The following is a 20,918-nucleotide window of genomic DNA, read 5'->3' as shown; positions in this document are numbered from 1 at the left end:
CGCATTATAGCCTCTGGAGCAACTGAGAGCACTGACAAGCCACACGCTGCGCCCTATCATGGGCACAATAGATCCACCTCGATCCGAACCAATTGGAGTCAGCCAGATCATGCAAGAGATCAGAGAACTGTCCGCGCTGTTTCCGCAACAGCCACCGGCGTCCAGCTCAGCCACTGCATTGGCACTGCTGGAGCGTGAGCGGATTCTTGAAATTGAAGGTAGCGATGCGACACGTTTCCTGCAGGGTCAGCTCAGCTGCGATGTAGCCACCCTGCCCTCAGGCGGCAACACTCTGGGCAGCCGTTGCAATCCCAAGGGGCGAATGCAGTCCAGCTTCCGCCTGCTGAAACTATCGGAAGAGCGATATCTGCTGGCCATGGATGCCGAGCTGCTGGAGCTGCAACAGTCGGATCTGGCCAAGTATGCCGCCTTCTTCAAGGTACAGCTCAGCGACAGTACCGATCAATGGGTTAGGTTGGGGCTCTGGGGCAGCCATATAGAGGAAGCGCTTGCAGCCGCCAGCCTCAGCCGCGAAGCAAGTACGCCGGACGCCGGCCAGGTGATCGATCTCGACGACACCACAGTGGAACTCTGGCTGCCGGCCAGTCGGGCTCAGGAACTAGCCACCACCCTTGCCCAACACGCCGAGCCGGTCGCTTTCAACGCCTGGCAACTACAGCAGATACGCCTGGGCATCGGCCAGGTACACAGCCAGACACGGGAAAGCTTCATACCGCAAATGCTCAACCTGCAGCAGCTGGGCGGTGTCAGCTTTCAGAAAGGCTGTTATACCGGGCAGGAAATTGTCGCGCGGATGCAATATCTGGGCAAGCTCAAGCGGCGCATGTATCGCCTGACCCGCGCCGGTGTTGAATTGCCCGCGCCGGGAACGCCCATCCTGAACAGCGCCAACGACCAGGCCGTAGGTGAAGTCGTGGTTGCAGCCAGCGCCGAAGATCGTATGGAACTGCTTGCCGTTCTACAGAATGAGGCGGCACAATTACCTACACTGCATATAGGCGATAGCACCAGGCCACTACAATTGGCTACACTGCCCTACGAAGACCAAATGGCTGCTGACGCAGCTGGCGAATAATCAAGGGAAAATAATCAAGGAAGGATGTCATGACTGATCTGGCCCTGCGTGTTCAGGAAGAATTGATTCAGGCGATCGACAAAGACCAGCTGGTGCTGCCCACGCTGCCCGAAGTCGCTCTGCGCATTCGCGAAGCCGCCGAAAACCCGAATGTCAGCATCAGCGAACTGGTAAAAGAAATCAGCGCCGACGCAGCGCTGAGCGCGCGCCTGATCAAGGTGGTAAATAGCCCGCTGCTGCGATCGCGCCAGGAAATCACCGATCTGAACATGGCCGTCAACCGCATGGGCGTGGTTTATACCGCCAACCTGGCGACCGGCCTGGCCATGGCGCAGCTGTTTCAGGCGACTACCGATGTCATTGACCACAAGATGCGCGAGGTCTGGGCTCGCAGCACCGAGGTAGCAGGTATCAGCCATGTATTGTGCAAACATTACACCAGACTGAAATCCGACCAGGCGATGCTCGCTGGCCTGGTACATCAGATCGGCGTATTACCGATTCTCAGCCATGCAGAAGACAACAGCCAGTTGCTGAGCGATCCCATCAGCCTGGAACAGGTCATCGAGCGGATACATCCCATCCTCGGCGATCGGATCCTCGCTGCCTGGGATTTTCCCCAACCGTTACGCCATGTACCCAGCCAGCATCTGGAGTTCAACCGTAACCCGAGCACGGTCGATTATGCTGACATCGTCCAGGTTGCCATGTTGCAAAGCCTGGAAGGCAGCGACCATCCGCTTGCGCAGAGGGACTGGACGGATATCTCTTCCTTCAATCGGCTTGGCCTGAACCCTGCCGACGATCAGGATGAAGAAGACCTCTCCGCAGAAATGGAAGCCGCCATGCTGTTGCTGGGCTGAGGTAGAATCGAACGCTCGACCACCCGCAGCGCAAGGAGATATCATGCACAACACCTCCCCTTTCCTGACCCGTCTCGGCATCCAGTTGCCCATTATTCTGGCACCGATGGCCGGCGTCGCCACGCCGGAGCTGGCCGCAGCGGTCTCCAATGCCGGCGGGCTTGGCTCGCTGGGTATCGGGCCGAGTACGGTGGAGCAGGCCCGGCAGATGATCGAGCAGACCCGCGCGCTGACCGACAAGCCGTTCAATATCAACCTGTTCTGTCATGCGCCAGCCCAGCCTGATGCAGCCCGTGAGGCACGCTGGTTGCAGCACCTGGCGCCGCTGTTCGATGAAATCGGCATGCCGCCGCCCAGCAGCATCAAGGCCGGTTATCAAAGCGCCGTCGAAAACGATCAGCTATTCGACATGCTGTTGGAACTACGCCCCGCCGTGGTCAGCTTTCATTTCGGCCTGCCCGCTGCGGAGCGCATTCAAGCGCTGCAGGAGGCAGGGATCTGTCTGTTGGCCACCGCCACCAATCTCGAGGAAGCCAGACTGATCGAACAGGCCGGCATCGATGGCATCGTCGCTCAGGGTATTGAAGCCGGCGGACATCGGGGCGTGTTTGACCCGGCAGCAGATGACGAACAACTGAGCACTGCAGTGCTGGTTCGGTTGCTGGTACAGCACACCAGCCTGCCAGTGATCGGCGCCGGCGGCATCATGGATGGTCAGGGCATTCGCGCCATGCTGGATCTGGGAGCAGCCGCCGTGCAACTGGGTACTGCCTTCATCCTGTGCCCCGAATCATCGGCCAATTCCGCCTATCGCCAGGCTTTACAAAGCGAGCGAGCCGCCACCACGCGGTTGACCGCCAGCCTGTCGGGTCGTCCCGCACGCGGTATGCTCAATCGCATCATCAGTCATGGAGATGCGGCTGGCAGCCCACCGCCAGCCGGTTACCCGATCGCCTATGATGCTGCCAAGCAACTGAACGCCGCCGCCAGCCAGCAGGGCAACCATGATTTTGCCGCGCAATGGGCCGGCCAGGGCGCGCCCCTGGCCCGAGAGCTACCGGCGGCCGAACTGGTACAACGGTTGGCAGAGGAATGGCGCGGCGCCTGAACAACGCTGCTCAGCGGTTGGTCCACTGCGGCGGGCGTTTCTGCAGAAAAGCATCAACCCCTTCGCGGGTGTCCTCGAGATCGAACAGGTCGACGAAGCGCTCGCGTTCAGCCGCCAGCAAGGTATTCATCGGCTGACTCCGGGCGCCCTGGATCAATTGTTTGCAGGCCTTGACCGCCTGCGGACTCTGTCGACTCACCTGGGCCGCCAGCCGCAGCGCGGTGGCCAGCGCCTGCCCCTCTTCGACCACCTCCTCGACCAGCCCGATACGCTCGGCCTTGACCCCATCGACCCGTTCGCCGCAGAGGATCATGCGCTTGGCCCAGCCCTCGCCTACCAGCCAGGCCAACGCCTGGGTGCCGCCCGCGCAAGGCAACAAACCGACGCCGGCTTCCGGCAACCCCAGCTGCACCTGACGTTCGGCAATACGGATATCACAGGCCAGGGCACATTCCAGACCGCCACCCATGGCGTAGCCATTCAAGGCCGCGATGGTCACACCGGAAAAATCCCGCAGCGCCTCGAATGCGTGACCGAACAACCGCGCCACCAAACGCGCATGGGCCTTGTCGCCCTCGGCGAACATTTTCAGATCGGCGCCGGCGGAAAAGAAACGATCGCCACGGCCGATGATCACCAGTGCATAGATATCCGGATCATCGCTGAGATGCCCGATCAGCTCATACAAGCCGTGCAGGGTGTCGGTGTCCCAGGTGTTGGCTGGCGGGTTGTCGATAGTCAACAGGGCGGTATGCCCGGCCTTCTGCACCACCAGTTTGTCAGTGCGCGGAACCAGCGCGGTATAGGGCTGCAGGGCGTGTTCCATGGCGAGCTCCTTAACAAGAACGGAGCTCACATCATTGAACATCCCGCCGAAGGCTTCAACCCGACCGGCATTCGCCTCTGGAGTTCATTCCTTCGGCAATGCAGGAAGGCGCCAGTCGATGGGCTCGCGCCCCTGTTCAAGCAGATAGGCATTGGCCGCAGAAAAGTGCCCGCAGCCGATAAAACCGCGGTGCGCCGACAGCGGCGAGGGATGCACGCTCTTGAGTACCAGATGCCGTGAACTGTCGATCTGCGCGCCTTTCTTCTGCGCATAATTGCCCCAGAGCATGAATATCAGATGCTCGCACCGGGTATTGAGAATATCGATGACCCGCGAGGTGAAACGCTCCCAGCCCCGGTTGGCATGCCCACCGGCCTGCCCCTGGGGCACAGTGAGTACCGCGTTGAGCAGCAGCACGCCCTGTTCGGCCCAGTACCGCAGATCACCGTGAGCCGGTATCGGATACTTCAGATCGCGCTGAATTTCCTTGAAGATATTCTGCAGCGAGGGCGGTGTGCGCACACCCGGCTGCACGGAAAAGCTCAGCCCATGTGCTTGCCCCGGTCCGTGATAGGGATCCTGGCCAATAATAACCACCTTGATCTTGTTCAGCGGGGTCGTGTTCAACGCATTGAAAATCAGCGGCCCAGGCGGGTAGATCACCTTGTCGACAGCTTTCTCGGCCAGCAGAAAGTCACGCAATTGCTGCATGTAAGGCTGATCCAGCTCATCACCCAGCGCCTGCTCCCAGTCACCGGTCAACCGCCCCGATAGATCACCCCTGCTCATTGGGCAACCGGGACGGTCTGCTCATTACAGCGCACCACGCGCTGACGCTCATCCACCAGCAAACCGGAAAGCCCGTTATGTCGGGTATTGTGCAGAATCAGCACACCATCGACACACTCCGCCACATGGTTCGGCGTCTTGCTGCGCAGCTGGCCCGCCTCTTCCGACCCCACGGTTACCAGACTGAATTCAGCCACCAGCAAGCCTTCTTCTTCGTTGGCAAAATTCAGATAGCCGTAGAAATGCAGCATACCCATGGTCAGGAACAAGGTTCCCAGGGCGGTCAGGATATAAGGCAGCTTGTTAACTTCCCGCTTCTCGCTCATGCAAAACTCCAGTCAGAGAATATTCGCGTAATCAGCTTCGATACGATCGAGGCTGAGATTGCTCAGAAAACCCGAAAAACACATCCAGGCACTCAGCGCGTTCAAATCAGCAAAGGGCTCTGGCAGGTAACGCGGCGGCACGACCAGACCCTCTTCCACCAGCTGACCAAGGGTACGCATGTCTTCCAGCGTGGTCTTGCCGCAGAACAGCAAGGGGATCTGCTGCAGCTTGCCTTTGCGTACCGCCAGCTGGATATAGTTGTAGGTCAGAATGAAGCCCTTGAGATAGGCCAGGTCCTTGGTAAATGGCAGACCATAGCTGCTGGAGCCGCGGAATACCCGGCTGGCATTATTGTAACTGTCTTCATCGCTATAGCCTTCGCCACGATAGAAGCCAAACACATCCAGAAAATCGCCACCGGATTCAGCCAGCTGAATCGCCCGGGTACGATTGGTCAGCTTGCGCAGACGCGAGGGATAGGAGGCGAAGGTGATGATTTCCATCAGAATCGCCAGCCCTTCCTGGGTTACCGTAGACGACGGCGGGCCTTTGGCCAGGAAGGTACAGATCGGCTGATGCTGACCGTTGAGACTGGTCGCCACATGCACCATGCCTTCATGCACCGCGAGTATCTTCAGGTCGCGCTGGTTGAACATGGCGTCACTGCGGATCTTGATGTAATCGGCGCCGGCGGCGGCATCGGCGACAATGCCATCAGACTCGAAAACACGCACCGTCTGATCATCCGGAAACGCCTGGTCCATGCGCTCCTGCAAAATAGCTACGGCGTCGGGGGCAGCAATGGTCTTCGGCTCGCGCCCCAGATCATTGCCGATATTGCTCAGCGATTCGCTGAGCGTGATGCCCAGGTCGGTGATGGTCGGGTCGCCGGCATGGAAGGCGTCGGAGGCGGACCCGTACAACTCCTGCGAGATCCTGCCCATCTCCGGCGTACCGCGCCCCTCGAGCATGCGGATGACCATGCGATACTCGCGGCACATCCGGCGCATGATCTGACCGACCGGATTGAAGGTGCCGAGCTGCCGAGTGATATCCCGCTCGATGTCCTGAAACACCTGCAGACGCTCGGCCGGGTCAAAGGACAGAGGGCGACGCTTGTAATAATCCGGACCGACATCCGGAAGCTTGCTGCAGCCATCCCGGAAAAACTGATCACGGATATTGTCATCCCACTTGATGGCGTCCAGCACCCGAATCGGCGCCTGCGCATCAACAATGCGGTCGGACAGGCTGCGGATCACCAGTTGGTACTGCTCGCTCTGCTTTACCGCCATGATGGTGCTCCCTCTTGTTCCCGCTGCTCGTTGCCGTGCAGGGAAACCTTGATCTGGCTGATTTGTGAGGTGGCCGGGTCAGGTACCGCTGGGGCCGGACACGCATGAATACATCCCTGTAGCTCGCGGTTGCCATCCCTGGCAACCGACGGTCCGACCCCAGCGGTACCTGACCCGGCTCGTAAGCCTCAGTGTGGATCAATGTTTCCAGCTAGCGCTTTATTGGGACCAAATCACAGGCATCCGAAAAAGCCAGCCTCTCCACATCAAACCATCCGGAAAGCGGATCACTGCACAATCTATACAAGCGGGGTCGGGGGTGGCCTATGTTGGACCGTCGGTTGCCAGGGATGGCAACCGCGAGCTACATGGACGTACTTGTGCGTGTCCGACATAGGCCACCCCCGACCTCGCCACCCACACCAGACCACCTAATCCGCTTTCCTTACACAGAACCACTCAGATGCTCCACGAAGAATGGGCAGGTGGTTCTGATCCTTAAACCTCAGGCCGCATATGCGGGAATAGAATCACATCGCGAATCGATGGTGAATCGGTCAGCAGCATCACCAGACGGTCAATACCGATACCTTCACCAGCGGTGGGCGGCATGCCGTATTCCAGGGCGCGGACGAAGTCGGCATCGAAATGCATGGCCTCATCATCACCAGCATCCTTGTCAGCAACCTGAGCATGGAAACGCTCAGCCTGGTCTTCCGCGTCATTCAGCTCGGAATAGGCGTTGGCAATCTCGCGGCCACCGATGAACAGCTCGAAACGGTCGGTCACGTTCGGATCTTCATCGTTGCGACGCGCCAGCGGCGACACCTCGAAGGGATAGCGAGTAATGAAGGTCGGCTGCTCCAGAAGGTGCTCGACCAACTCCTCGAAGATCATCACCTGCAGCTTGCCCAGGCCTTCATGACCGAGCAGTTTGGCACCGGCTTTTTTCGCGATGGCGCGGGCTTTTTCCACATCCTGCAGATCTTCGGCAGTGATATCCGGGCTGTACTTCAGAATCGAATCGAACAACGACAGTCGGATAAAGGGCTCGCCGAAATGGAAGACCTTGTCACCGTAGGGCACATCACTGCTGCCGAGCACCGCCACGGCCAGCTCGCGGAACAGCTCCTCGGTCAGGTCCATATTGTCTTCGTAGTCAGCATAGGCCTGGTAGAACTCGAGCATGGTGAACTCGGGGTTGTGCCGGGTCGAAACGCCTTCGTTACGGAAGTTGCGGTTGATCTCGAAAACCTTCTCGAAACCGCCCACCACCAGCCGCTTGAGGTACAGCTCAGGCGCAATCCGCAGGAACATCGGCAGATCCAGCGCATTGTGATGAGTCTCGAAGGGTTTGGCCGCAGCGCCACCGGGGATGGTCTGCAGCATGGGGGTTTCCACTTCAAGGAAATCACGCTCAGCCAAAAACTTGCGAATATGCGCAATGACCTTGGAGCGCACCAGGAAGGTATCCCGGGTCTCTTCGTTGACCATCAGATCAACGTAGCGCTGACGATAGCGCTGCTCGGTATCGGTCAGACCGTGGTGCTTGTCGGGCAAAGGGCGCAGTGACTTGGTCAGCAGTTTGACTGCCGTCATGTGCACGTACAGATCACCCTTGCCGGAGCGCGCCAGCGTGCCTTCGGCAGCGATGATATCGCCCATATCCCAGGTCTTGATCTCAGCCAGTGACTCCGCCGGCAGACCCTTGCGATCGACATACACCTGAATTCGCCCGCTCATATCCTGAAGCACCATGAACGCACCGCGGTTGAGCATGATGCGCCCCGCCACCTTGACCGGGATAGCGGCTTCGGCCAGCGCTTCCTTGCTGCTGTCGGCATACTTTTTCTGCAAATCGCCCGCCAGACTGTCGCGGCGGAAATCGTTCGGGAAAACCTTGCCCTTGGCACGCTCTGTCGCAAGTTTTTCCTTGCGCAGGGCGATCAGGCTGTTCTCTTCCTCTTGCAGTGCATGCTCATTCAGCGGTTGTTCGCTCATTTCAATGTCCTGGATAAATCAATTCGATAGTCGTGCCGCCTTGGCGGTTGGTCCAGGGGCTGAATTACAGCCCCTGCTTCAGACTGGCTTCAAGAAAGTCGTTGATGTCGCCATCCAACACCCCATCGCAGTCACTTTCCTCGATGCCGGTGCGCAGATCCTTGATCCGCGATTGGTCGAGTACATAGGAGCGGATCTGGTGGCCCCAGCCGATGTCGGACTTGCTGTCTTCCTGGGCTTGAGATGCTGCCGAACGCTTCTGCATTTCCAGCTCGTACAACTTGGCCCGCAACATTTTCATCGCGGTGTCCTTGTTGGCGTGCTGAGAACGTTCGTTCTGGCAACTGACCACTGTGTTGGTCGGCATGTGGGTAATACGTACTGCCGAGTCGGTGGTGTTGACGTGCTGACCACCGGCACCGGACGACCGGTAGGTATCGATGCGCAGATCAGATGGGTTGATCTCGATCTCGATGTTGTCGTCAATTTCCGGCGACACAAATACCGCGGTGAATGAGGTATGGCGACGGTTGCCGGAATCATAGGGGCTCTTGCGCACCAACCGGTGCACACCGATTTCGGTACGCAGCCAACCGTAGGCGTAGGCGCCCTTGATGTGCAGAGTCGCGCCCTTGATGCCAGCGACTTCGCCCGCGGTCAGCTCCATGATGGTGGCTTCGAAACCGTTCTGATCAGCCCAGCGCAGATACATGCGCAGCAACATGTTCGCCCAATCCTGAGCTTCGGTACCGCCGGAGCCAGACTGGATGTCCAGGTAGGCGTTGTTCTCATCCATCTCACCGCTGAACATGCGGCGGAATTCCAGCGCTTCGAGACGCGTCTGCAGCTGTGCCAGTTCGCTGACCACATCGGCGACAGCGCTTTCGTCATCTTCCTCGACCGCCATATCCAACAGCTCTGTGGCATCACCCAGGCCGGTATGCATGTCATCCAGGGTTTCCACAATCTGTGCCAGCGAGGCACGCTCGCGGCCCAGATTCTGCGCGCGCTCGGGCTCGTTCCAGACGCTCGGGTCTTCCAGCTCGCGTTCTACTTCGGTGAGACGTTCACGTTTTTGATCGTAGTCAAAGATACCCCCTGATGGTCTCGGAGCGGCCACGCAGGTCTTTGATGGTGTTCAGAATCGGATTGATTTCCATGGTGACAAATCCCGTCAGGAAAAAGGGGGCATTGTAGCGGAAATCGTGGCTCCCGTGCAGTGACTGCGTCGCGAATGGAAGCAGCACAACCATTGTCCCGACCACCGGCTTGAGGGGAACAGCTTTTGCTCAGCAGGCCTGCAGATGCCTGACCAACAATTGCAGACTTTGCCGGCCACGGTATTCGTTGATATCCAGGCTGTAGGCCAGACGCACCTGCCGAATGCTCGGGTTCGGCCAGACCTGCGGATCGATGTTGAAGGCGATGGCGTCCAGCACCTCACTCCCCCCGTGGGGCTGCAACACCATCTTCAGGTGCTTCTCGCCGACCAGACGCTGCTGGATCAGGTTGAATTCACCGTGGAATCCCGGTTCAGGGAAATGCTGACCCCAGGGGCCCGCTTCGCGCAGATGCGCGGCCATCTGCAGATTGAATTCATCCATGGCAAGCTCACCATCGGACAGCAGGCGTCCGGTCAAATCCTCGGCGGTCAGCTGGCGGCGCACTTCACGATCAAAAGCTGCACGAAAATCCTCGAAATGCGTGGCCGGCAACGACAATCCTGCCGCCATGGCGTGCCCACCGAACTTGCTGATCAAACCCGGATTGCCCGCCGCCACCGCATCCAGCGCATCGCGGATATGCAGACCACTGACCGATCTGGCGGAGCCCTTGACCTCACCGTTTCCGGCATCAGCAAATGCAATCACCGGACGGTGATAGCGATCCTTGAGCCGCGAGGCAAGAATACCGATCACGCCCTGATGCCATTCTGCATCGAACAGGCAAAGACCGAACGGCATGTCAGCTTCCTGCAGATCCGCCGCATCGAGCATCGCCAGTGCCTGCTTCTGCATATCCTGTTCGATACTCTTGCGATCACGATTGAGGCTGTCCAGCTCCTGGGCCATATCCCGCGCCAGCTGCTCATCGTTGGTCATCAGGCACTCGATACCCAGGCTGATGTCATCCAGCCGTCCGGCCGCATTCAGCCGTGGCCCGACGATGAATCCCAGATCGGTGGAGACCAGACGTTCTGCGGGGCGCCGGGCAACCTCCAGCAACGCCTGAATGCCCGGTCGACAACGGCCGGCACGGATACGCGCCAGACCCTGATGCACCAGGATGCGGTTATTGGCATCCAGCGGCACTACATCGGCCACGGTGCCCAGAGCAACAAGGTCCAGCAGTTCGGCCAGATTCGGTTCCGGGCGCTGCGGATTGAACCAGCTGCTTGCACGCAGTTCGGCGCGCAGCGCCATCAGGACATAGAAGATCACCCCGACGCCGGCAATCGCCTTGCTGGGGAACGCGCAGCCGGGCTGACTGGGGTTGACGATGGCATCGGCAGCCGGCAATTGTTCCGCAGGCAGGTGATGGTCGGTGACCACCACCTTGAGCCCCGCCGCCTTGGCAGCCGCCACACCGTCGATACTGGAAATGCCGTTATCCACGGTAACCAGTACATCCGGCTGACTCTCCAGGGCCACGGCGACAATTTCCGGCGTCAGGCCGTAGCCGTATTCGAACCGGTTGGGCACCAGATAGTCGACTCGGGCAGCGCCGAGGGCACGTAAGCCGAGCACGGCGACGCTGCTGGCGGTGGCGCCATCACAGTCGAAGTCACCGACCACCAGAATGGATTGGCGCTGCTCCAGCGCCTCGCGCAGTACCGCCACCGCCTGCTCCATGCCCTTGAACAGCTTCCAGGGCAACAACGCCTTCAGACTCTTGTCCAGCTCGCCGGCCGAACGCACCCCGCGTGCGGCATACAGACGGGTCAACAGAGGCGGCAGATCACCCAGATAAGGCAACTCGGCAGGAACCAGTCGGGATTCGATACGCATGACTGTCAGCGCTCCCCCATCAACCACTCCAGCACGAACTCGTGCTGAGTATCAGCGTCACTGACGTAGAGCACGCCATCGGAGATCATCACGCTCCACTCGATGGTCCGGCCCAGCTCGCCGGCCAACGCATCCAGCGGCTCCTGAGCAAGTACAGCAATATTCACATTCTTCAGACTGGCCACGGCCGGGACTATCTTGCTTGCCCACACTCGCGTGCTGCCGTAGGCCAGCAGTGATACCCGCTCGGCACGCCGCGAGCACCAGGTCAGGCGATCCGCGTCCGGCTGCCCGACCTCGATCCAGTGCTCGACCCTGTCATCCAGGCTCTTGTGCCACAATGCCGGCTCATCCACTTCCGACAAGCCACGTCCGAACGCCAACCGTTCCTGATACCAGAGGGCATAGGCAAGGATGCGCGAGGCCAGCCGCTGACCGGTCTCCGAGGGGTGCCGAGCCACCGTGATACGCAGATCTTCATAGACGTTGCGGTCGGTGTCGGTGATATTGAGGTGGACTTTGCAGGGGATGGACTGGAGCGCCATGGGGCCGGGTATTCCTGAATCTGAGGGGCCGGCAGTGTAGCGCAAATCGCTTGCCGACGCTCATCGTCACTGCCCTGGCGACCGAACGGACCCCACCCGCAAGCGAAGCCCGATCTTGATATGACCCCGGCAATAGCGCCGGGGCACAGCATGATTATGCTGTCAGCTCCTCCAACGGCCCAAAGAACTCATACCGTTGATTTTCCGCCGGGATACCCAGTTCGTTCAGCATCTTCTGGCAGTTCTGCATGAAGGCCTTGGGACCGAGGAAATAGACATCCACATCTGCACTGTCGGGCAACATCGCGCTGAGTTTCTGCTGGTCGAAGAAACCGGTGCCATGGGCCTGGTCATCCTCCAGCGGATCACTGTAGACATAGCTGATCTTCAGGTTGTCATGTTGCTGCGCGAGCGCGTCGACATGGGCGCGGAAGGCATGGGTACGACTGTTCAGAGCGCCATGCAGAAAGTGCACCTGACGACCGCTTTCCAGCGCCGGCTGCAGCATACTGATGGCCGGAGTGATACCCACACCACCGGTCAGCAACACCAATGGTCGCTGCTGCTGGTTGAGCACGAAACTGCCGCTGGGCGCCGTCAGATTCAGCTCATCACCGACCTGTACCTGGTCGTGGAGAAAGTTGGAAACCTCCCCTTCTGCTTCGCGTTTGACGCTGATCCGGTAATGACCAAGACCGGGACGGTCGGACAGCGAGTAGTTGCGGCGCAGGCTTCTGCCATTGATATCCACCACAACGCAGGTGAACTGGCCGGGCATGAATTCAGCCAGCGTACCGCCGTCGCTGGGCACCAGGTAGAAGGAGGTGATGACCTCACTCTCGACTTCCTTGCGCTGGACAACAAAACGCCGCTCACCGCGCCAGCCACCGGTTTTCTGCTCGTTCTGCCGGTAACGTTCTTCTTCGGCGCCTATCAGGATATCGGCCAACTGACCGTAGGCCTCGCCCCAGGCACCCAGAACCGCGTCACTGGCAGCATCGCCAAGCACTTCCTTGATGGCAGCCAGCAAACACTCGCCGACAATCGGATAATGCTCCGGCTGGATATTCAGCGACACGTGCTTCTGTACGATCAAGGAAACCGCATCGCCCAGCAGTTCCAGCCGATCCAGATTGCCCGCATAGGCGACCACGGCATTGGCCAATGCCTGTGGCTGCGTACCCTGACGCTGGTGCGCTTCGTTGAAGTAGGCCTTTACTGCCGGGTAGCGCTCGAACATCAGTGGATAGAAGACCGCGGTGATGGTGCCGGCATGCTCACGTACCGCCGGCAGGGTCGCGGCAATGATGTCTTTACTGTTCTGGGATAGCATTTTTGCTCTCTTGTTGGAAATTGACTCAAATCAAGGCACCTGATCCAGAGCATGTATCGTGCCAGCGGCAATAATCACCGCAATCCCTGGACTATCGCGGGATCTGTGTAAAAATAACAACACCGCACCCGATGTATAAAAAACAATCAGATTGTATATATGACAACATCCACACATTACCCGTTGCTCGGCGTGATCACCGCCCTGGCTCAGGAACTGGCCCCTGCTGAACGCTTCCAGCAACTGCTGACGACCATCCGCCAGTTGCTGCCCTGCGATGCAGCAGCGCTCCTGCAACTGCGCGGCAGCGAATTGATTCCATTGGCAGTGGATGGCCTGAGCACCGACACCCTGGGCCGCCATTTCGTCACCGATGACCACCCGCGGCTGGCCAAGATTCTGCTCAGCCACGAACCGGTGCGTTTTGCTGCAGACTCACCGCTGCCAGACCCTTATGACGGACTGTTGAAAAGTGTTGAAGGCGACCTGCATGTGCATGACTGCCTGGGCATAGCACTGTATCTGCAGGGTGTTCCCTGGGGCGTGCTGACACTGGACGCGCTCAACGCCAACGCCTTCGACCAGATTGACCCGGGTGAGCTGCGCTATCTGGCACGGTTGAGCGAGGCGGTGATTCGGGTCACCGAGCTGACCACTCAGTTGCAGAGCCGCACTGAGCACCATCAGGCGACGACCCAGGCGCTGATCGCCGATGGGCAGCAGGAACTGATCGGCCGCAGTCGAGCCATGCAGCAGCTGCAGAAAGAGATCGAGATGGTCGCCCACTCCGACCTGGCCGTATTGATCACCGGCGAAACCGGGGTCGGTAAGGAACTGGTGGCCAGAGGGGTGCATGCCCGGTCAAATCGAGCCCGGGCACCGCTGATCTATCTCAACTGCGCGGCGCTGCCGGAAAGCCTGGTTGAAAGCGAGCTGTTCGGCCATACCCGCGGCGCGTTCTCTGGCGCGGTGCAAAGCCGTGTCGGCAAGTTCGAGCTGGCCCACGGCGGTACGCTGTTTCTTGATGAGGTGGGCGAGTTGCCGCTGACGGTTCAGCCCAAACTGCTGCGCGCACTGCAAAGCGGTGAGGTGCAGCGCCTCGGCAGCGACAACCATCATCAGGTGGATGTCCGCATCATCGCCGCCAGCAACCGCGATCTGCACCGGGAAGTGGCGGAAGGACGCTTTCGTGCCGATCTCTATCATCGACTCGGGGTCTATCCCATCGCGGTACCCAGCCTGCGCGAACGACACAAGGATGTGTTGCTGCTGGCAGGGCATTTTCTCGAACAGAATCGACGCCGTATCGGCCTGCGTGGTCTGCGGCTGGATGCCAGTGCCCGCGAAGCATTGCTGGCCTACTCTTGGCCGGGTAACGTGCGCGAGCTTGAGCATATGATCAGTCGAGCCGTCCTCAAGGCGCAGGCTGACCAGGATGGCAACCGTCGCCTGCTGACCGTCACGGCTGAGCTATTGGAGCTGAACAGCTCATCGATGGATATCGCACATCGGACTGGCGCGCCCCGAACCAGCCCGACTGCTGCCGATACCCTACCCCCTCCGGCCGGCCAGACCCTGCGCGAAGCCACCGAAGCGTTTCAGGTGGAGCTGATCCGTCAGACCCTGGAAAACCATGCCCATAACCAGAGCCGCGCCGCCGAGGCCCTGGGCGTGGACCGTGGCAACTTTTCCCGACTGGTGAAACGTCTGGAGGTTTGAAAGCGCGACCTGGCGTCAGGCTTCAAGGGTCGCGTTTGCGATCCGCGCCCTCGAAAAAATGCGGCAGCACATTGAGAATGAACAGCATCAGCAGCGTTGCAAACACGGCGGTAGCTTCCAGACCAAGCCCCACACTAACGCCGACCGCCGAGGTCATCCAGACCCCCGCGGCGGTGGTCAGGCCCTTGACCGAGCTCATATTGTCACCCTTGATAATGGTGCCCACACCGAGAAAGCCGATACCGGCGACAATCCCCTGCACCACCCGGCTCATGGCGTCGTCACCAGCACCAACCAGTTCCGCGCCCAGCACGAACAAGGCCGCGCCCGTGCACACCAGCATATGCGTGCGTATGCCGGCGGCCTTGCCGTGGGTTTCGCGCTCGTAGCCGAGCAGGCCACCGAGCAAGGCCGCCAGCAACAGACGCAGGGTGACACGGGTGGCCTGCTCAATATCCGTCAGGTCGGAAAATTCGCTGACCAGGGTGGTCAGTATGATCTCGGAAACATCCATTGGCCTGCTTTCGCCTCGTCAGCTGCACGACTGCAGCATAGCATTCAGCTTATTGTTCACCGGCTTGCCGGCTGACGCAGGATCTCCCGGTGCAGCAATCGCCCCCAGACCGACCCCGGCGCGACTCGCCAAACCTGGCGATGCAGCTGTGCCATGGCCTGAGAGTCCTGTGCCAGCAAGTTCTGCTCGGTACGGTCAAGACTTTCCGGGCCCTGCTTCAGACAACGCTGACATAGTCTATCCAGTCGCTGACGCCGCAGCCCCGGCGCAGCAGTACGCCCCAATGCCACCTGCAATGCGTTATGACCAGGGTGAATGACCGACTCGCAGAAGCCGGGCTGCCGCGCTCCGGTCAGCGGACTGCGCGCCATGTCCTCTAGCAGCTTCGAGCCAAAGGCCTCCTCGCCGGTCATCAGCCAGCCGCGACGCCGCAGACGCTGACCGAGCTGCACTCGGCTGAGTATCACGGAAATCGGCGCAGCAAAAATCAACGGTAGCGCGACCGGCAACGACCAATAGAAAAACATCGGCTTGAGCCACAACGCGAACAGCGCCCAGGCCAACCCGAGAATCGAGCCGGGGGCCTGATAGATGAATGCCTCAAGCCAGCCGGTTTCGCTGGTCCGGTTCTGCCCTGCCCAGCGCAGGTTCACGTTCGACAGGGCTTCGGCGACATACCGCGAATGGGACAACATGCGGATCGGCGCCAGCAAGGCCGACACGACAATCTCCAGGAACACGCTGCCAAGCAGCCGGAAGAAGCCGCCAAAGGCACGCACCCGCTGCGTCAGCGCAACGTCCGCCAGCCCCAGAAATTTGGGCAGAAACAACAGACCGAGCGTGCAAACCACCAGGGTAGCGGCACGATAGGGCTGCCATTGCGGCCACAGCGGAAACAGTTGATACGGATCGGGAAAATAGTTGATCGGCCATAGCACCAGTCGAGTGGTGGCGACGGTAGTCAACACCAGAAAGGCCAACCACAGAGGAGATGCAAGATAGGACATGATGCCGTTGAGAAAGGCCATGCGGTGGGCAAACCTGAGCTTACGGCTGCCCAGCATCAACCACAGGTGCTGCATGTTGCCCTTGACCCAGCGCTGGTCCCGGGTCAGCTCGTCCACCAGCGATGGGGGTGATTCTTCCCAGCTATCCTGCAAACCCGGTTCCAGCCAGACTTCGTATCCAGCGCGCCCGAGATAGGCCGCCTCGACAAAGTCATGACTCATGATCGGGCCGCGAAACAAGCCCCACCCGGGCAGCTTACGCAGCCCGCAGTGGGTCATGAAAGGCTGGATCCGCAGAATGGCATTATGCCCCCAGAACGCCGCCTCACCGAGCTGCACCGCCGCCAGCCCGGTGGTAAACAAGGGACCATAGAGCTGACTGGAGAACTGCTGAACCCGGGCAAACAGCGAGCGCCCATTGAGCAATTCGGGACTGGTCTGCAGAATGCCGACCGCCGGATGACGCTGCATCAGCTGAACCAGCTTCACCAGCGTTTCGCCGCCCATGAGACTGTCCGCATCGAGTACCACCATGTAGTCGTAATTACGTCCCCAGCGCCGCAGAAAGTCACCGACATTGCCGCTCTTGTAATTCAGATTGAGTTTGCGGCGCCGATAGAACAATCGGCCCTCGGCGCCCAGCTCCTTTACCAATTTCGCCCAGGCGGCCTGCTCCTGCAGCCAGACCTCCGGGTCGCGACTGTCAGACAGAATGAAGAAATCGAAGTGTTCCAGTTGGCCGGTGCGCTCGAGACTGCGATAGACCGCGCTCAGCCCGCCCAGGCTGCGTTCCACCGACTCGTGATAGATAGGCATGAGAATAGCAGTACGTGCCAGCGGTGTCGCATTCAGGGCAGCTGAATCCTGCTGGCGCAGCAGCGAATGCCGGTCGCCACCCAGGCGCCGCAGGACAAACCCGGCGACAGCAATCCAGAAGCCGAAGGATATCCAGGCAAACAGGATGGCGAACAGCACCAACATGCCGATTTCCACACCGTTGCCGCCCTTATAAGGCAAGATCGACAACATGAACCAGCTGGCCACCAGCGTCTGCCCCAGAACCAGTATCAACAGGCAACTGCGACGCAGCAGAGCCGCAGTCCACCAGCGGCTCCGGCCCCTGGCGTTATCGACAACATGAGTTTGGGTGGCTATCGACATCATCAATATTCCCCATAACCGATACTGCCCCGCCGCAAGGGCGGAGCCACCGACGCAGCCGGACATTGACTGCCAGGGGGGGCGCGACGATCAGCGGCAGCCAGCTCGCCGCCGGCCTGCAGACGCTGCATACAGGCGCCGAACAAATCGGTAGAACCTTCGGCGACGCTGTCGGCCATGGCCTGCAGGGCGGCGCGCTCAAGATCTGGCGTCAGATCCCGGCCCGCCCAGCGCAGCCAGGCGAGCACGCGGCCTAATGCGACTTCAGATACGGTTGCACGCATGCTGTCTCCCGCGGTTAATTGATGACATTCAATACATCACTGCCTGGCGCGAGCTGATAGGTCCAGGTTTCGCTCAAGGTCTCTTCGCCTTCATGCAAGAAGGCACGAAGCGACAAGGGTCGATCGGGCACCGGACGTACCAGCATGGATAACCGCCAGCGTTCGAGCGCCGGCACGTATTCCACAAAATGTTCGATCAGTTCGCCGTCTTCCAGCGCAGTCACGTCGCCGGTGACCGGGGCGTCCGCAGCACGCTCATCCAGCGGCCCTCCGGCAAAGTCGACGATCACCCGCACTGCCCCTTCGGCATCGCCGCCGCCGATACGCTTGCCATCACCCAGATAGCTGTCCACCGCCCGAGCCATGGGACTGCCCGCCACGTCAGCCGCACCGAAATGGGCGGTATAGGAGAAAGTATGCGGGCCTTGCGCCTGCAGCTTGGTGTCGGGTGTCCAGAACGCCACTATGTTGTCGTTGGTCTCGTCCGGCGTCGGCAGTTGAGTAAGCACCACATGGCCCTGGCCCCAGTCGCCCTCCGGTTCGACCCAGGCACTGGGCCGTGTGCCATAACCCGCTTCGGCATCCATATAGCTGCGGAAATCGGTATCGCGCTGGATCAGGCCGAAGCCGCGCAATTGCTCGGTAGCGAAGTAATCCATGGTCAGCGTGGCGGGGTTGTTCAGCGGGCGCCACAACCATTCGTCACTGGCGCCGTCATGCAGCAGAAGACCATCACTGTCATGCACTTCCGGGCGCCATTCGCCATCCGGCCTCAGGGTATTCTCGCCGTAATAGAACATACTGGTCAGCGGTGCGATACCGGCTAATTCCATCTCCTGCCGGGGGAACAGCACCGATTTGACCTGCATGCTGGTTTCATCGCCTGGGGTAACGGTGAACTGATAGGCACCAGCCAGACTCTTGCCGTCGAGCAATCCGTAGAAGGTCAGGCTTTTGGCGTCCGCGCTGGGCTTTTCCAGCCAGAACTCGGTGAAAGCCGGAAACTCCTCACCGCTGGGCAGGCCGGTATTGACCCCAACGCCGCGCCCGGAAAGGCCGAAATTATTATGCCGGCCCACCGCACGGTAATAACTGGCGCCAGCAAACACCAGGAACTGGTTGTGGATATCCGGCGCATCGAAGGGAAAGGTCAGCTTGAAACCGGCAAACCCCAGGTCAGCGGGCATCAGCTTCTCGATTTCACTGTTGGGGTAACTGAATTGGGTCTTGTCAAAGGCCAGCGGCTCGGCCTCACCATTCTCGATGATGTTGATACCCACCGCATGCTGGTAGAACAGACCCGGCGGTATCAGCATCACACTGAAGGGCGCTTCATCCTCCCGCCACAAACTGCTTTCGGGCTTGAAGCGGATGCCCTGGTAATCGTGATAGCTCAACTCCTGAAGAAACCGGGGAACCTGCTTAGGCGCTTTCCAGGCACTGCCTGCCAGCACCTCAGCCTTGTCGATAACGGTCTGGAACTGAAACTCTTGTGCTTCGACAGCCAGAGGCATTACCCAAAGCAACGAGCACGCCAAACGCTTCAATATCATCCTGCAGTCTCCGTAGATCCGTGAACGGTAGAACACCGTTGCGTTTCAGTTCTGAAGGTTAGGTCGCCAACCCGCGAGACAGTTCCCTTCACAGAAAACTGTAGGCAACCAGCCCGCTGATACCCAGCGTGGCGCTATAGGCCAGCAGCGCCAGAAGGCCGTCGTGAGCGATCATCGCCAATCCGAAGCAGGTCAATGCCACTCCCGCACTGCTCGCGGCAAACGGCACAGGCTCCAATAACGGTAAGGTCACTGCCAACAGCAGGCAGACCAGTGCAATCGGCCAACTGCCTGGCCCTTCTACCAGAATATTCAGCCGGTGCTTCACCAGCCGATCGATAAAACGCGCAGGGCGTCGCAGCCATTGCGAAGCCTTGGCCAGTTTCTGTTGCTTGATCTTGCGCCGCAGGATCCAGCCGGGCAGCCAGATATGCTTGCGCCGCACCAGCATCTGCAAGGCGATCAGGAACACCGCGACCCCCATGGTCGACGGTAAAGTCGGAATCCCACTCAGGGGCGTTATCAGGATAAGACCAATCAGCAGCAGTATCGGGCCGAAGGAACGTTTGCCGATGGTGTCCATCAGCATGTCCAGGGAGACATGCTCCTCTCCTTCCCCGGCCTCATCCATACGATCGAGCAGCTGTTCCAGACTGCTCAGTTTCTGCTTCATGTGCGGTTCTCCGTGGCATTCAGCTGCATTTCCCGATTCAGCTGCCGATACCAGCGCAGCCCGATCCAGGCTGATGCAGCTATATAGGGCAAGCCGCCGATGACCCACATGATGAGGCCGGCGAGTTGCTGATCCTGCAAGTCGCGGGCATCGCCATAAAAAGGCGCCTGGGCGAAGGTCAATATCGCGCCGAGCACCCCCGTATGCATCAGCGTGAACAGCAATGCCAGCAACGCCCAGGGCCCTCCCGAGTGCCGGCTCTGCAATACCGACCACCAGAACAACCCGGCAGACAGAATGAACATCAGATGCTCCACCGCATGCCACCAGGGATTATCCAACGCCAGAACGTAAAAATACGGGGTGTGCCAGAACCAGAGGATCAGACCGTGCACCCAGGCCATGGCCATCGGCCAGGCGGCCAGTCTGAGCAATCCGCGGTATACCGGCAGTACCAGTCGACCGCCGCTGCTGATTATCTGCGCCAGGGGCTGGGCCAACACCCACAATGGCGGAATCACCACCATGAACAGCATGTGCTGCGTCATATGAGCGGAGGCGCTGGTCTCGGCCCACTCATCCAGCGGACCGGCGATGGCAAACAGACAGATCGCCGAACCCAGATGAAAGCATAGCGACTGCCACCAGCGGGTCGGGCGACGCAGCTGACCGACCAGAAACAGCAACCAGAACGTAGACAACATACCGACGCTGATCAGCGCGCTGATCAGATCGGCACCGTCGCTATTGAGCGGGCTATGGGCCAGCGCCGCCGGGCTAAGCATCCCAAGCATCAGCCCGATCACTAGGGTTCTG

General features: G+C 59.8%; 19 protein-coding genes. 4 read left to right on the top strand and 15 right to left on the bottom strand.

All coding sequences use genetic code 11. The features are described 5' to 3' along the window. Nucleotides 1-109: 109 nt before the first annotated feature. The 3 genes from ygfZ to BLU11_RS02055 are packed head-to-tail and all read left to right on the top strand — an operon-like array spanning nt 110 to nt 3,067. Entirely contained in the window at nt 110-1,096 is a 987-nt protein-coding gene (ygfZ, locus tag BLU11_RS02065) for a CAF17-like 4Fe-4S cluster assembly/insertion protein YgfZ (RefSeq protein ID WP_090271821.1), read from the top strand. 29 nt (nt 1,097-1,125) lie between these two features. Next, nucleotides 1,126-1,959: an HDOD domain-containing protein gene (locus tag BLU11_RS02060; protein WP_090271820.1), complete on the top strand. Its 834-nt coding sequence runs from the start codon at nt 1,126-1,128 to the stop codon at nt 1,957-1,959. Nucleotides 1,960-2,002: 43 nt separating this feature from the next. Then, the gene (locus BLU11_RS02055) at nt 2,003-3,067 is read left to right on the top strand and encodes an NAD(P)H-dependent flavin oxidoreductase (RefSeq protein ID WP_090271819.1); all 1,065 of its coding nucleotides are present in this window, start codon (nt 2,003-2,005) and stop codon (nt 3,065-3,067) included. Between the two features lie 10 nt (nt 3,068-3,077). On the opposite strand, the gene BLU11_RS02050 is transcribed toward BLU11_RS02055, so the two are convergent. The 9 genes from BLU11_RS02050 to hmpA form a co-directional block, all read right to left on the bottom strand. Then, a complete protein-coding gene (locus BLU11_RS02050) occupies nt 3,078-3,893 on the bottom strand; it encodes an enoyl-CoA hydratase (protein WP_090271818.1) in 816 nt (271 codons plus the stop codon). 84 nt (nt 3,894-3,977) lie between these two features. Continuing rightward, nucleotides 3,978-4,682 (bottom strand): uracil-DNA glycosylase, encoded by a 705-nt coding sequence (gene ung / locus BLU11_RS02045; protein WP_090271817.1) that lies wholly within the window; start codon nt 4,680-4,682, stop codon nt 3,978-3,980. Next, nucleotides 4,679-5,008 carry a hypothetical protein gene (locus BLU11_RS02040; RefSeq protein ID WP_090271816.1) on the bottom strand — a complete coding sequence of 110 codons (330 nt, stop codon included), beginning with the start codon at nt 5,006-5,008 and terminating at the stop codon, nt 4,679-4,681. The genes ung and BLU11_RS02040 overlap by 4 nt, the downstream gene beginning before the upstream one ends. Before the next feature lie 12 nt (nt 5,009-5,020). Then, nucleotides 5,021-6,304, bottom strand: a complete 1,284-nt coding sequence (locus BLU11_RS02035) for a flavohemoglobin expression-modulating QEGLA motif protein (RefSeq protein WP_090271815.1) — start codon at nt 6,302-6,304, stop codon at nt 5,021-5,023. Nucleotides 6,305-6,802: 498 nt separating this feature from the next. Further along, a complete protein-coding gene (lysS, locus tag BLU11_RS02030) occupies nt 6,803-8,305 on the bottom strand; it encodes a lysine--tRNA ligase (RefSeq protein WP_090271814.1) in 1,503 nt (500 codons plus the stop codon). A 64-nt stretch (nt 8,306-8,369) separates the two neighbouring features. Next, nucleotides 8,370-9,465, bottom strand: a protein-coding gene (gene prfB / locus BLU11_RS02025; RefSeq protein WP_157718505.1) for a peptide chain release factor 2 whose coding sequence is annotated in 2 segments (ribosomal slippage) — nt 8,370-9,392 and nt 9,394-9,465 — 1,095 coding nt in all. Because the reading frame shifts where the segments join, the coding sequence is not laid out codon by codon here. A 129-nt stretch (nt 9,466-9,594) separates the two neighbouring features. Continuing rightward, nucleotides 9,595-11,313, bottom strand: a complete 1,719-nt coding sequence (gene recJ, locus BLU11_RS02020) for a single-stranded-DNA-specific exonuclease RecJ (protein ID WP_090271813.1) — start codon at nt 11,311-11,313, stop codon at nt 9,595-9,597. Nucleotides 11,314-11,318: 5 nt separating this feature from the next. Beyond that, complete coding sequence (locus tag BLU11_RS02015) at nt 11,319-11,858, bottom strand: YaeQ family protein (protein WP_090271812.1); 540 nt, start codon at nt 11,856-11,858, stop codon at nt 11,319-11,321. A gap of 154 nt (nt 11,859-12,012) precedes the next feature. Further along, on the bottom strand, nt 12,013-13,191 hold the full coding sequence (gene hmpA, locus BLU11_RS02010) for an NO-inducible flavohemoprotein (RefSeq protein ID WP_090271811.1): 1,179 nt from the start codon (nt 13,189-13,191) through the stop codon (nt 12,013-12,015). 159 nt (nt 13,192-13,350) lie between these two features. On the opposite strand from hmpA, the gene norR reads away from it, so the two are divergent. Then, nucleotides 13,351-14,910 carry a nitric oxide reductase transcriptional regulator NorR gene (gene norR / locus BLU11_RS02005; protein WP_090271810.1) on the top strand — a complete coding sequence of 520 codons (1,560 nt, stop codon included), beginning with the start codon at nt 13,351-13,353 and terminating at the stop codon, nt 14,908-14,910. A 22-nt stretch (nt 14,911-14,932) separates the two neighbouring features. On the opposite strand, the gene BLU11_RS02000 is transcribed toward norR, so the two are convergent. The 6 genes from BLU11_RS02000 to BLU11_RS01975 all read right to left on the bottom strand — a co-directional run bounded on the left by BLU11_RS02000 (nt 14,933) and on the right by BLU11_RS01975 (nt 20,896). Then, the gene (locus tag BLU11_RS02000) at nt 14,933-15,424 is read right to left on the bottom strand and encodes an MgtC/SapB family protein (protein WP_090271809.1); all 492 of its coding nucleotides are present in this window, start codon (nt 15,422-15,424) and stop codon (nt 14,933-14,935) included. 56 nt (nt 15,425-15,480) lie between these two features. Next, the gene (mdoH, locus tag BLU11_RS01995; protein WP_197674247.1) at nt 15,481-17,595 is read right to left on the bottom strand and encodes a glucans biosynthesis glucosyltransferase MdoH; all 2,115 of its coding nucleotides are present in this window, start codon (nt 17,593-17,595) and stop codon (nt 15,481-15,483) included. Next, on the bottom strand, nt 17,595-17,876 hold the full coding sequence (locus BLU11_RS01990; protein ID WP_090271808.1) for a hypothetical protein: 282 nt from the start codon (nt 17,874-17,876) through the stop codon (nt 17,595-17,597). The genes mdoH and BLU11_RS01990 overlap by 1 nt, the downstream gene beginning before the upstream one ends. Before the next feature lie 14 nt (nt 17,877-17,890). After that, on the bottom strand, nt 17,891-19,429 hold the full coding sequence (locus BLU11_RS01985; protein WP_197674246.1) for a glucan biosynthesis protein G: 1,539 nt from the start codon (nt 19,427-19,429) through the stop codon (nt 17,891-17,893). An 88-nt stretch (nt 19,430-19,517) separates the two neighbouring features. Continuing rightward, nucleotides 19,518-20,102, bottom strand: coding sequence for an exopolysaccharide biosynthesis protein (locus tag BLU11_RS01980; protein WP_090271807.1), 585 nt, complete (start codon nt 20,100-20,102; stop codon nt 19,518-19,520). Beyond that, complete coding sequence (locus tag BLU11_RS01975) at nt 20,099-20,896, bottom strand: cytochrome c oxidase assembly protein (protein ID WP_197674245.1); 798 nt, start codon at nt 20,894-20,896, stop codon at nt 20,099-20,101. Before BLU11_RS01975 ends, BLU11_RS01980 begins: the two co-directional genes overlap by 4 nt. Between the last annotated feature and the right edge of the window lie 22 nt (nt 20,897-20,918).

It is taken from the genome of Halopseudomonas litoralis, assembly GCF_900105005.1.
In the GTDB taxonomy this organism is placed as follows: domain Bacteria; phylum Pseudomonadota; class Gammaproteobacteria; order Pseudomonadales; family Pseudomonadaceae; genus Halopseudomonas; species Halopseudomonas litoralis.
Note: the sequence above shows the minus strand (reverse complement) of the source record. Positions and strands in the feature narration are given on the sequence as shown.

What these genes read in the sequence shown, in the direction of transcription:
- ygfZ (WP_090271821.1), top strand. Translation starts at nt 110, where the DNA reads ATGCAAGAGATCAGAGAACTGTCCGCGCTGTTTCCGCAACAGCCACCG.
- ung (WP_090271817.1), bottom strand. Translation starts at nt 4,682, where the DNA reads ATGAGCAGGGGTGATCTATCGGGGCGGTTGACCGGTGACTGGGAGCAG.
- BLU11_RS02050 (WP_090271818.1), bottom strand. Translation starts at nt 3,893, where the DNA reads ATGGAACACGCCCTGCAGCCCTATACCGCGCTGGTTCCGCGCACTGAC.
- BLU11_RS02040 (WP_090271816.1), bottom strand. Translation starts at nt 5,008, where the DNA reads ATGAGCGAGAAGCGGGAAGTTAACAAGCTGCCTTATATCCTGACCGCC.
- mdoH (WP_197674247.1), bottom strand. Translation starts at nt 17,595, where the DNA reads ATGATGTCGATAGCCACCCAAACTCATGTTGTCGATAACGCCAGGGGC.
- norR (WP_090271810.1), top strand. Translation starts at nt 13,351, where the DNA reads ATGACAACATCCACACATTACCCGTTGCTCGGCGTGATCACCGCCCTG.
- BLU11_RS01985 (WP_197674246.1), bottom strand. Translation starts at nt 19,429, where the DNA reads ATGATATTGAAGCGTTTGGCGTGCTCGTTGCTTTGGGTAATGCCTCTG.
- BLU11_RS02015 (WP_090271812.1), bottom strand. Translation starts at nt 11,858, where the DNA reads ATGGCGCTCCAGTCCATCCCCTGCAAAGTCCACCTCAATATCACCGAC.
- BLU11_RS02055 (WP_090271819.1), top strand. Translation starts at nt 2,003, where the DNA reads ATGCACAACACCTCCCCTTTCCTGACCCGTCTCGGCATCCAGTTGCCC.
- BLU11_RS02060 (WP_090271820.1), top strand. Translation starts at nt 1,126, where the DNA reads ATGACTGATCTGGCCCTGCGTGTTCAGGAAGAATTGATTCAGGCGATC.
- hmpA (WP_090271811.1), bottom strand. Translation starts at nt 13,191, where the DNA reads ATGCTATCCCAGAACAGTAAAGACATCATTGCCGCGACCCTGCCGGCG.
- BLU11_RS02000 (WP_090271809.1), bottom strand. Translation starts at nt 15,424, where the DNA reads ATGGATGTTTCCGAGATCATACTGACCACCCTGGTCAGCGAATTTTCC.
- BLU11_RS01980 (WP_090271807.1), bottom strand. Translation starts at nt 20,102, where the DNA reads ATGAAGCAGAAACTGAGCAGTCTGGAACAGCTGCTCGATCGTATGGAT.
- BLU11_RS01990 (WP_090271808.1), bottom strand. Translation starts at nt 17,876, where the DNA reads ATGCGTGCAACCGTATCTGAAGTCGCATTAGGCCGCGTGCTCGCCTGG.
- BLU11_RS01975 (WP_197674245.1), bottom strand. Translation starts at nt 20,896, where the DNA reads ATGCTTGGGATGCTTAGCCCGGCGGCGCTGGCCCATAGCCCGCTCAAT.
- recJ (WP_090271813.1), bottom strand. Translation starts at nt 11,313, where the DNA reads ATGCGTATCGAATCCCGACTGGTTCCTGCCGAGTTGCCTTATCTGGGT.
- lysS (WP_090271814.1), bottom strand. Translation starts at nt 8,305, where the DNA reads ATGAGCGAACAACCGCTGAATGAGCATGCACTGCAAGAGGAAGAGAAC.
- BLU11_RS02035 (WP_090271815.1), bottom strand. Translation starts at nt 6,304, where the DNA reads ATGGCGGTAAAGCAGAGCGAGCAGTACCAACTGGTGATCCGCAGCCTG.